Source organism: Dyella sp. 01N448 (assembly GCF_056399225.1).
This window is the reverse complement of record NZ_JBFTQX010000004.1, coordinates 94,846-106,502: the sequence shown is the minus strand read 5'-3', so window position 1 is coordinate 106,502 and position 11,657 is coordinate 94,846. Positions and strand designations below refer to the sequence as shown.

Here is an 11,657-nt window from a genome sequence, read left to right as displayed (position 1 = left end):
CCAACGAACGAAATGTCTATGAACGCAGTCACCTTTGAATCGAAACCGATCTGGGACGCCACGGATTGGTTGCTGCTGGAGGCCCTCCAGCAGGACGCCCGCCTGGGTTACGCCGAGCTCGGACGCAAGGTGAAACTCTCACCACCGGCCGTGGCCGAGCGGGTGAAGCGGCTGGAGGAAGCCGGCGTGATTTCCGGTTACCGCGCCGTGCTCAATCCCCGCAAGCTCGGTTATGAGATCGACGCCATGATCCGTCTGCGCTGCGATGGCGGCATCTGCGCCCGGGTGGGCGTGCTGGTGGCGGACATCCCCGAAGTGCTCGATTGCCGCCGCCTGGCGGGCGAGGACTCGGCCCTGCTGCGTGTGGTGGCCATGTCCATCCAGCACCTGGAAACCGTGCTGGACCGGCTGCTGAAGATCCACGCCAGCATCAGCACCACCACGCTCGTCGTGCTGCAGACCCCGCACGAGAACCGACCACTGACCCGCACGATGTGGAATGCTGGCCGGGCGCTGCTGGACGACTAGCGTCCGGCACCGGCGCGCTGGGAGGAGGACGTTGGCGCCATGATCACCGTAGCGGCACGCATCTTGCCTGAGAGTGGCATACCGCCAGCTCCGAGCCAGCCCTAGCCTGCCGAACGCGTCCCATGGAACCCGACTTCCTCAACAAGATCATGGATCTCCTGTGGGATGCCATCTGTGTCGTGGACATGGAGGGGCGCTACGTCTTCGTCAGTGCGTCCTACGAGCGCATCTTCGGTTACAAGCCGGAGGAAGTGCTCGGCAAGCGCATGATCGAGCTGGTGCACCCGGACGACCGCCAGGCCACCATCGAGGTGGCCGCCGCCATCATGTCCGGCCAGCCGCAGTCGCACTTCCAGAACCGCTATATCCGCAAGGACGGCACGGTCGTGCACATCATGTGGTCGGCGCGCTGGTCCGAGGCCGACCAGGTGCGCATTGCGGTGGCGCGCGACATCACCGCGCTCAAGCGCGCCGAATCGATGACGGCCGCGCTGCACGCGATTTCCGAAGCTGCGCACACCGCAGACAACCTGCCGGCGCTGTATGAAGAGATTCACCGCATCGTCGGTGCACTGCTGCCCGCGAACAATTTCTTCGTGGCGCTGTACGACCCCTTGCACGCCGAACTGAGTTTTCCGTATTTCGTCGACGAACGCGACGAGGCGCCGCCCGCCCAAAGCATCGATTCGGGCACGTTGACCGCGCAACTGATCCGTACCGGACAGGCCTTGCTGGTCACGCCTGGCACGCCGACCGACCCATCGCTGCCGGTGATCGGCACTGACGCCTTGCACTGGCTGGGCGTGCCGCTGTGCTCGCAGGGCGCCGCAGTGGGTGCACTTGTTGTGCAGAGTTATTCGGACGCGACGCGCTATACGGAAACCGACAAGGAGCTGCTGCAATTCGTTTCCACCCAGGTCGCGGCGGCAATCGAACGCAAGCAGGCAGAGCAGCGGCTGCATCACATCGCGCGACACGATCCGCTGACCGACCTGGCCAATCGCGACCTCTTCCACCAGCAATTCGAGGCGGCGCTGGAGAACGTGTCGCGCTTCGGCGGCAATCTCGCCCTGCTCTATATCGACCTGGACAAGTTCAAGCAGGTGAACGACCGCTACGGCCACCACACCGGCGACCTGCTGCTGTGCGAAGTGGCGCAGCGCATCCGTGGCCATCTGCGCGAAGGCGATGTGGTGGGTCGCATGGGTGGCGACGAATTCGTGGTGCTGCTGTGCCGACTGCAATCGGTGGCCGACAGCATCCAGGTGGCGGAGAAACTGCGGGCCGCGATCAACCAGCCATTCCAGCTGGCGGATCGCACGCTGCACGCATCGACCAGCGTGGGTGTGGCGACTTATCCGCGGCATGGGCACACCTCGCGCGACCTCACCCGCGCGGCCGACGCGGCGATGTATCAGGTGAAGAAGGAGGGCGGCAACCGCGTGCGCGTGGCGCTGCCAAACGACCTGCCCGAAGACGGCGAGCGCGCCGGCGCCGGCTCACCGCGCTGAGACGTCGCGGTAACCCGCGAGTTTTTTGTGGGAGCGCACCCTGTGCGCGACAACCTGACGGAGCGGGAACGACGAGGCGCCTGTCGCGCACAAGGTGCGCTCCCACAGTATTCAAAGCTTGAGGTAGATCTTCTTCCGATCCATGGCATAGACGATCAGCCACCACAGCGCCACGAACGCGATGGCAAAGGTCACCGACGCCACGTACGGTCCGGCAATCGGCGTGATCCAGCTGGCGAACACGCGACGATAGAGGGGATCGAGAATGCCCAGGCCGAGCAGCAGGATCTGCATCAGCTCGGAACCGCCGTAGGCCGTCACGGCATTCACGCCAAAGCGTCGCCCGATGGCCGGCCAACCGCGCTGGTCAATCAGCACATGGAACAGCACCAGCGCGAGCGTGGCCCAACCTGCGGTCCACAGCACGAACGACGAAGTCCACAGATTCTTGTTGAGCGGAAACAGCAGCGACCATGCGAAGCCCAGCAGCAAGTACGCGATACCGGACAGCGCCAGCGCCTTGATGTTTTTGTCGCGCAACCAGTGTCCGGCACGCAGGCCGAGCAGACTGGTGGCAAGCGAAGGCAGGCAGCCCAACAGTCCTTCCGGGTCATGGCCGCGACCGCTGACCGGATCGATCTGATAGACGGTGTGGCCGAAGATGGCGAAGTCGATGCGGCTGACGATATTGGCGAACGGCTCCAGCGAACCTCCCGCCAGCAGCAATACCCAATAGCCCAGCAGCAGCGCGGCGATGGTGATCCATTGCAGACGCGGCTTGACGTAGATGGCGAACGCAGCCGCCCCCGCGAAGCACACGCCGATGCGTTGCAAGACGCCAGGGAAGCGCAGGTGCGCCTGCGGCATGATCGCCCATGCCAACAGGTTGATGGCCACGCCGAGCAACAGGATGCGCAGGCCGCGCTTCAGCGCTGCGCGCATCAGCAGCCCTTGGTCGGCGCCCTGCTCCACCCGCGGACCGATGGCGAGCGCAATGGAGACGCCCACCACGAACAGGAAGAACGGAAACACCAGGTCGGTCGGCGTGCAACCATGCCACTGGGCGTGTTCCAGCGGCCCGTACACGTGATCCCAATCGCCGGGATCATTGACCAGCAACATCAGTGCGACCGTACATCCGCGCAACGCATCAACTGAAGGCAGGCGGCGAAGCGCATCACTCATGGTGCTGGTTTATCTGCCGGCACCAGCGTCACCGCGCCCACACCGTAGATCGGCCCCGTGATCGGCGAGGTGAACACCAGACACAAGTCATGCGTGCCGGCCTGTTTCGCCAAGGCGCCCTTCAGGGTGAACGTGGCCGGCTGATCGGTAGGCAACGGGAGCGAGGCAAGCTGCTTGCCCTTGCAGCTGTCCATATGCACCACCAGCTCGCCCTGCGGCGTGGCCGACGGATATGCCTTGACCAGCTTGGCCTCGTGCGCCAGCGCGTAGTTGCGCGGCAGGCTCGCGGTGTCCACGCGGATGGCGGCGATACCGTCGAGCCTGGCCGCGCGATACATGCGGCAGTTGTCGAACACGTTGATCAGATACGTCGGCGCCATGCTGGTGGCATCCGGCGTGGGCTGTACGCGCAGGCGGAAATCGCTGCCCGGACAGTTCTCCAGCTCACCCGTGGTGCGCGTGCGCAGCGATGGCAGATCGAGCACACGCGTACGCGCGGCAGCCAGCGGCGTGCCGTCAGCGGCCAGTGCCACGGCCTTGATCGTGGTGGGCAGCTTCACCGCGAAGGGACGCACATACAGCGGCGAGGACGCATCCGGCTCGCGGCCATCGGTGGTGTAGTGCAGGCTGCCGACCTTGGCCTGGTTCGATAACTTCACGCTGGCCTGGCCGCTGCTGATGGCGGCATTGCGATCCGTGTCGATCGACGCCGCGAATGCGCTGTCGGCGTATGCGATGTCCTGCATGCGATAGCGCGCCAACTGGGACGGCATGCGCTCGAGGAAACCGTGCCAGTCGTGTTCCTTCGCCGGCGTCCACGCCGCTTCGGACAAGGCGGCGATGCGCGGGAACACGTTGTGCTGAACATGCCGCATGGTCGGCATATGCTCGGTCCACAGATTGGCCTGCATGCCTAGCACGTGTTTCGCCTGCGCCGCGCTCAGCGCCTTGGGCACTGCCTCGAAGTCGTAATAGCTCTGCAGCGACATCGACGGCAGGCGGCCGGTGGTCTCGTCCGGCAGATCGCTCTGCATCTGGTCGAGATACAGCTGCGGCGCCGGCGACAGCACCACATCGTGGCCAAGCTTGGCCGCATCGATGGCGCCCTGCGTGCCACGCCACGACATCACCGTGGCACTCGCCGGCACGCCGCCTTCGAGGATTTCATCCCAGCCGATCAGGCGACGATTGTGGGCCGCGAGGTACTTGCCCATCTGATCGATGAACCAGCTCTGCATCGCGTCTTCGGTCTTGATGCCCAGCGTCTTCATGCGCGCCTGCACGGTGGCAGACGCCTTCCATTGATCCTTGACCGCTTCATCGCCGCCCACATGGATATAGGTGGACGGGAACAAGGCCATCACTTCGTCGAGCACGTTCTGCAGGAACTGCAGCGTGTGATCGTCGACGTTGTAGAGGTAAGGATTCACACCCCAGTCCACCGACACCGGCGGTCGCGTGCCGGTGACGCCAAGCTCCGGATACGAAGCGACCGCGGCCTGCGCGTGACCAGGCATATCGAGTTCCGGCACGACGGTGATATGCCGCTCGGCGGCATAGGCCACGATGGCCTTGATGTCGTCCTGCGTGTAGAAGCCGCCGTAAGGAGCCGGCGGTGCCTGCTTGCCGAGCGTGGGCGGCGTGCGCCAGGCGCCTATGCGGGTGAGTTCGGGGTAGCGCTTGATCTCGATGCGCCAACCCTGGTCATCCGTGAGATGCCAATGTAGCGTGTTGAGTTTGTGCTGCGCCATCTGATCGATGACGGTGCGCACTTCGGCCGGTGTCCAGAAATGGCGCGCGGAGTCCAGCATCATGCCGCGCCACGCGAAGCGTGGTTCGTCGCGGATATGCGCGGGTTCCACGCGCACATCGCCGGTACCCGGCGATGGCGTCATCAGCTGCCATGCGGTGATGGCGCCGTAGAACAGGCCGGCTTCGTCGCGCGCCGTGATGCGGATGCCTTGGGGCGTCACATCCAGCGTATAGCCTTCGGCGTTGGCGACCGGCGCCTGCGGATCGCGCTTGAGCACGATGGCACCCTCGCCGGGTGCACCCGCTTTCACGGCGAGTTGCAGATGGCGCGTGTGAGCCGTGAGCGAGGCAAGATACTCGGCCGTGCGGCGCGCATCCGCATCGCCGCTGTCGACCACGATGGCCGTCTGCGGCGTCACGGTGAATCCTTGACCACTCACGCTCAGCTGCGCCGGCATCGGGATCAGGTTCACCGGTGTGGCGCCGTGGGCGAAGGCGGAGAGACCACAAAGGGCGAGGGCCAGTACGCAGGATGTTTTCTTCATGGTTCGTCTCGTCATGTGACGTCAATCATGGGGAAGGCTGATGGCGAACAGATACCACGCATCGTGCGGAATCCACTGTTCGGTCCAGCGCCAGTCTTCGTCCTTGCCGGTCTGGGCGTAACCGAGGTCGAAGGCGATGCCCTCATCGTCGTTCAAGCCCGAGGTGATGCCGTTGATGATCGCGCCCGGCGCATTGGTGTACGCGTACGAGTCGAAGAACATGTACGGCGCGTTGTTGTGGCCGCTGCCCATCAGCATGCTGCTGTCGTACGGATTGCGGCCGAGTATCCAGTGCAGCTGGTTCCAGGCGTAGGTTTGCAACTTCTTTCGGAAAGCTTCGTCGCCTGCACTGGCGTACAGCGGCGCAGCCACGCGCGCCGCCGCCGCCAGCGAGGCGATGCGCGCATTCTCTCCCTGCCACCACGGCGCGGCCTCGGTGTCGTGTGGGAAGAAGAACGCCGTGCGCACGCGGCCATCGCCGCCGCGCACCAGCTGGCGCGCATAGCCGAACGGATTGCTGACCTCGCTCGTGACGGTCAGCTCGGCTTCGAGCGAGCGCTTCACGATGTCGCGCACCTTGGCCTGGCGCTTCGTATCGGCGATACCGGCGTACTCAACCAGCGCGACGACCGGCAGGCCGGCGTCCGAGGGATGGAAGAACGGACGCGTGCCATCGTCGGCGCGCCAGTAGTCGCGATGGCCGTCGTGCGTGATCAGGCGCGCAAGCAGGCGATCCGCTCGCGCATCCGCGGCTTTGCGCCAGGTCTCGTCGTGCGTGGTGCGATACAGCTCCACCGCAGCGAGCAAGGCGCAGTAATCGTCGGTGATGTTGTCCTTGCCGTCGTTGGTCAGCTCGCGATTGTGGGCGTCGAGAAAGCGATAGGCGTCCTCGGCGGCCTTGAGGTAATCCTTCGCAGTGAAGTCGCCATCGACGCCGGTACGTGCCGCCAGTGCGAGCGTGGCAATCGCCATGCCGCCGCCAGCGCGGAAACTGGCCTCATACGCATGCGGACCATGAGCCGGCTGATCGACGCGCTCGGTGTGATCGCCTGGCTTGAGCTTGATCTGCGTACGCCAGTTCGGATCGCCGATGCGGCGATCCTGCGGCAGCTTGCCGGGACCGGGACCGTCGATGGACTGATAGAACGAACCGTCGGGACGCTTGTCGCGCACCAGGAAGTCGGCACCGAACAAGCCCTCGTCGAGCAGGCGACGGATGTACTCACGGAAATTCTTGTCGTTGCGCGCTTCCAGCTGCTGCCAGGTGCGCAACAGGCTCCAGGCGGCTAGCGGCAACTGCTGAGTGTTGAAGTAACTGGTCGGGTTCTGGTGCGACAGGTGGATGCCGTAGTCGCCCGTCGCGTCGTACCAGCCACCATGGATATCGAGCGTGCCCGGCGTACCGTCGGGATGCGGAAGATGGGTGTCGGCCTTGTCCAGCAAGCCGCTGGAGCGTTGGCCCTTGAAGTAATAGACCACGTTGGAGAGCGTGTTGCGCTCGAGCACGTTGTCCTGGATGGCGAAGGTCGAGGAGCGTGTGTCGCTGCTGTCCTGTGCGACGTCCACGTAGTAGTGCCCCGGTGTACGCATGCTGCTGAAATCGGCGATGGCGTAGCTGCCGTTCCAGCGAGCCACACCCGTGGGCGCGGAAAGCTTGCCTTCCATGGCCACCTTGCCTGAGTTGGCGTCCACAACGCGAAACGTCTGCGGCGATGGGCCGGACGCATCCATCACGATGGCCTGCTTGACCGCGCCGGTGTCGTAACCGACCTGGTCGACCAGTACCTTCCCTTCCGATGCCAGCGCACCCTGCGCGACCAGCACCGCGAAGATCATCGCAAGACGTTGCTTCATGCCATCGGCTCCCGCAGGTTCTTGGAACGGCATTCGAGACCCCGAAGAAAAATCGGGCCCGGCAAGTGTGCCGGGCCCGTTGGCGGGGAGGAAGCCTTAAATCAGATCTTGAAGCGAAGGTTCACGTAGTACTGGCGGCCGTTCACGTAGAACGCGTAGGGCTGCTTGCCGTAGTTCGGGCTGAGCGTGTAGTACTTCAGCTTGGGGTTGTTGAGGTTCATGGCGTCCAGGGTGAGCGACATCCACGAGTTGATGTTGTAGCCGAACGAGGCCGCCAGGTTGCCAATGCCATCCTGGTAGAACGTATCGGTACGGCTCACGCCGGCGTAGAACGACGAACGGTAGGTGTAGCTGATGCGGGCGTTGAACATCTGGTTTTCGAAGTAACCGGAGACGTTGAACGTGTTCTTCGAGGTGCCCTGGAGCGGCACGCCGTTTTCCGCCGAACCGCTGGCGTAGGTGTAGTTGGTCTGCACGCCGAAGTTGTCGCCGATCGGCTGGATGTAGTTCAACTCCACGCCCTTGACGTGACCATCGACGTTGGTCGGCACGCTGACCTGGTACGTCGCGAACACATCGCGGCCGGCCGTGTTGCTGGCCTGCTGGTCCTTGAACTGGATGTTCTGGTTACCGAAGTTGATGTAGTCGCTCAGCTGCATGTCATACACGCCGGCCGACACCAGGCCACGCGGAGCGAAGTACCACTCCAGCGCTGCATCGAAGTTGGTCGAGATCAGCGGCTTCAGCTGCGGATTGCCGCCGGTGCCGGTGTGCGTGAGGTCATCCAACGAGTACGAACCGGCCAGTGCCGAGTAGTCCGGACGGGTCATGGTCTGCGAGGCGGCGAAGCGTGCCAGCAGGTCGTCGGTCAGGTTGAACTTGAAGTTGAAGCTCGGCAGCAGCTTGTCGTAGCTGTGCTTGTAGGTGTTGGTGTAGTAGTCGCCGAACGCGGAACCGGTGATCGGGCCGTTCGTGGTGTAGATCGACACCGCGCTGGAGTTGTAGTTGATGTCTTCCTTGGTATAGACGTAACGGAAGCCCGCGTTGGCGCTCCAGCGCTCGCCGGAGAAGTTCGCCTGCAAGTAGGCAGCCGTGTCCTTCTCGTTGACCTTGTAGATGTTCTGCCAGTTGAAGCGCGTCACCGGATCGCGGTTGGCAAACTTCGCATTGAACGCGGCCAGGTCACCCGGGCTGTAGTACCAGGCCGGACCGGGGCCATTCACGCCCAGATCGCTGTTGAAGCTGCCCGGATAGTTCTTCCAGCTGGTCGGGTAGTTGGCCGGATTCTGCCAGTCGCCGGTCGGACCCTGACCGATGTCGGTCTTGTTGTCGCGGGTGTGATCGGAATAGCGCACGCCGAAGTCGAGCGTGGTCAGCGCGATCGGCGAGCTGTCGAAGGCGTATTCGCCGTCGGCCTGGAAGAAGTTTTCCTTGTCCTTCACGTGGATGTTCTGGTCGCCGAAGATCCAGCCAGCCGACGGAATGATGCCCGACGGCGTGGTGTTGTCGCCGCCGATCGACCAGTTGGTCGGATTGCCGGTGCCACGCATGCCCCAGCTCGCGCCGGCGCCGGCGCCGAAGCCCAGCTCGCTGACGTTCTGCTCGTCGCTGTTGCCCTTGCCCTGGGTGGTGCCGACCTGGCCGGTGAACGTCAGGTGGTCGGTGGCGCGCCATTCGGCATCGAGCGTGGTGAACGCAGACGAGGACGAAGCGCCCGGACGCGAGATCTGGTCGTACACGCCGTACGGCGTGGTGCTACCCGGCTGCGGAGCGAACACGGCATTGGTCAGCACGTTGCCCTTGACGGCATAGCTCTGCAGGCCTACGCCGCTGGGCACGTACTGGCTGTTCCACAGCATGTAGTTGCGGTTGAAGTTGTCCGCTTCCAGCTTGGAATAGAAGGTGTCCAGGTTCAGCGTGAGGTTGTCGAGCGGCTTCCACTCGATGTCGATCGTGCCGCCCTTGCGGGTACGCGTCTGCGTGAAGAGCGTCTGGCCGATCAGGTTCGGGTAGTACTTGTTCGCCAGGTCCGGATGGGCCACGGCGATCGCATCGGTGGCCGCGATCTTGTTATAGCCACCGACGATTTCCTGGCCGTCGCGCTGCAGGCTGCGCTTCTCATAGAAGCCCTGCGCCATCACGCCGAAGGTGTTGTCGTTGTTCTTCCAGTTGACCAGGCCGTCGAACTGCGGCTTGGTGTCGCCAGGCAGATCGGAGTACACGCCACCCACGGCAGCCTGCGCGGTGAACGGCTGGGCGAACTGCAGCGGCTTGCGCGTGGTGATGTCGACGGTGCCGGCGCTGCCGCCTTCCTGCAGCTTGGCTTCGGAAGTCTTGTGCACGGTGACTTCGCTGACGATTTCCGCCGGCAGCAGGGTGTAGCTCACGCTGCGGCCCACGGTCTGCACCTGGCTCAGCACGAACCAGTCGCCGGTGCCCACGGTGTGACCGTTGACGAGCGTCTGGGTCATGCTCGGGTTGGTGCCGCGCAGGCTCACGCGATCGTTTTCGTCAAAGCCGCCTTCGCTGGCGCTGGACGAGCTGATGTTGATGCCGGGCAGGCGCTGCAGCGTGTCGGCCACGTTCTTGGCCGGCAGCTTGCCGATGTCTTCGGCGGTGATCACTTCGATATGCGAGTCAGCGGCCTTCTTGAGGTTCAGCGATTCGGCTTCCGAATCGCGGATACCGACCACGGTGACCGTGCCAAGCTCTTTGGCCTTGGCCTTTTCAGCGGCAGTCTGTGCGTTGTCCTGGCCCGACGCGGCCGGGCCGGACTGCGGCGCAGGCGTGTTGTCGGCGGCATAAAGCGAACCGGACAGACAGAGTCCGGCGATGATGCTGGCGGCTAGCAGAGTCTTGCGGTGTGACATGGTGATCCTCCCCTCGAAGGCGTTTTCTGCAGCGGATGTTGTGGGTCGTCCGGCTGCGGCGTGGCTGTCTGGGCGTGTGCCCGGTTCAGTGCAACGGTGTAGTGCTGAGTCGGTACTTCGTTTTCCCGCGGTCTTTACGTGCGTCCGTCCAGGTACAAGCCGGCCGCACCGATCACACCGTGCTGGCCGTGCTCCATCAGTCGTACGGGAACCTGTTGCAGGAAGGCGCGCATGACGCCCTTGTTGAAAAAGCGCTGGCGGAAGCTGCTGGCGAGCAACACTTCGCGGATCTGCGGAAGAATCCCGCCGGCCAGGAACACGCCCCCGCGTGCGCCATACAGCAGGCATAGATCGCCCACGAAGCTGCCGAGCAAACCGCAGAACACGTCCAGGGCTTCGACCGCTGCCTCGTCGCTGCGCTCCAGTGCCGACTGCGTCACCTGGCTGGGCAAGCTCAGCAGCGGGGCCTGGCCGCGCAGTGCGCACAGCGCGCGATACAGATTGAGCAAACCAGGGCCAGACAGTGCGTGTTCGAACGACACGTACTCGCGATCACGGGCCAGGTAGCGAAGAATCTCGATCTCGCGTTCGTTGCCCGGCGCCAGCGCAATCTGGCCTGCTTCGGTGGCGAGCACGGTCGCGTGCGGCTTGCCGGGCAATAGCACCGCCGAGCCCAAACCCGTGCCCGGACCCATCACCAGCACCGGGCCTTCGGCCGGCGCGGCGTCGGTGGCGATCACCGGCGTGGTATCGGCCTGATGCAGGAACTGCGTGGCATAGGCCACGGCTTCGAAATCGTTGACGACAGCGAGCTGCTCGATACCGAGGCTGTCGCGGATATCGCGGATGGAGACCGGCCACGGCAGGTTGTCGTTGACGATGGCGTCGCCCAGCACATACCCCGCACTGGCCACGGCACAGCGGTTCACGTGCACGTTGTGATCGAGCTGGCCGACGAAGTCCTGCAGCACGGCGGTGAGGCTGGGCCAGTCGGCGCAGGCATAGCGGTGGTACTGCAGCACGGTCACCGGACGCGTGCCGTCCGGCTCGCGGCTCACCAGTCCGATGCGAGCGTGCGTTCCTCCGACGTCCGCAGCGAGAAACATGGCTTCTTGCGCCAAGAACTCACGTGCGTTGTGGCTGACCCCTTCGACCACTTGCGATCCCCTCGTCATCCTGATGTCACGTTCCTGTGAACTCTCCCTCATTTGGCCGGAGTCTGGGTAATGGTTGACAACGTTGTCAACAATCCATCCGGCACATACGAAAATGGCCTATGCGGCAGGGCAGCATCTTGGTTCTACTGGCAGGCTGCCACAGGTCCCATGATCGTCATCAATCGCTTGTTTAATATGTATTTTTAATCCATTTCAGCATCGCCAGGAAACGATCTCGCAGCGCGCCATGGCGAC

Annotated in this window: 7 protein-coding genes; 2 read left to right on the top strand and 5 right to left on the bottom strand. The window is 63.9% G+C overall.

From position 1 onward, the window contains the following. Positions 1-18: 18 nt before the first annotated feature. Complete coding sequence (locus AC1DKY_RS08895; protein ID WP_441602776.1) at positions 19-528, top strand: Lrp/AsnC family transcriptional regulator; 510 nt, start codon at positions 19-21, stop codon at positions 526-528. Between the two features lie 122 nt (positions 529-650). Beyond that, a complete protein-coding gene (locus AC1DKY_RS08890; RefSeq protein ID WP_441602775.1) occupies positions 651-2,039 on the top strand; it encodes a sensor domain-containing protein in 1,389 nt (462 codons plus the stop codon). 111 nt (positions 2,040-2,150) lie between these two features. On the opposite strand, the gene AC1DKY_RS08885 is transcribed toward AC1DKY_RS08890, so the two are convergent. The 5 genes from AC1DKY_RS08885 to glk form a co-directional block, all read right to left on the bottom strand. Next, positions 2,151-3,224 (bottom strand): acyltransferase family protein, encoded by a 1,074-nt coding sequence (locus AC1DKY_RS08885; protein WP_441602774.1) that lies wholly within the window; start codon positions 3,222-3,224, stop codon positions 2,151-2,153. Beyond that, a complete protein-coding gene (locus AC1DKY_RS08880) occupies positions 3,221-5,521 on the bottom strand; it encodes a family 20 glycosylhydrolase (RefSeq protein ID WP_441602773.1) in 2,301 nt (766 codons plus the stop codon). The genes AC1DKY_RS08885 and AC1DKY_RS08880 overlap by 4 nt, the downstream gene beginning before the upstream one ends. A gap of 21 nt (positions 5,522-5,542) precedes the next feature. Next, positions 5,543-7,375, bottom strand: a complete 1,833-nt coding sequence (locus AC1DKY_RS08875; protein WP_441602772.1) for a glycoside hydrolase family 9 protein — start codon at positions 7,373-7,375, stop codon at positions 5,543-5,545. Between the two features lie 101 nt (positions 7,376-7,476). Next, complete coding sequence (locus AC1DKY_RS08870; RefSeq protein ID WP_441602771.1) at positions 7,477-10,245, bottom strand: TonB-dependent receptor; 2,769 nt, start codon at positions 10,243-10,245, stop codon at positions 7,477-7,479. A gap of 134 nt (positions 10,246-10,379) precedes the next feature. After that, positions 10,380-11,453, bottom strand: a complete 1,074-nt coding sequence (glk, locus tag AC1DKY_RS08865) for a glucokinase (RefSeq protein WP_441602770.1) — start codon at positions 11,451-11,453, stop codon at positions 10,380-10,382. Positions 11,454-11,657: the final 204 nt, after the last annotated feature.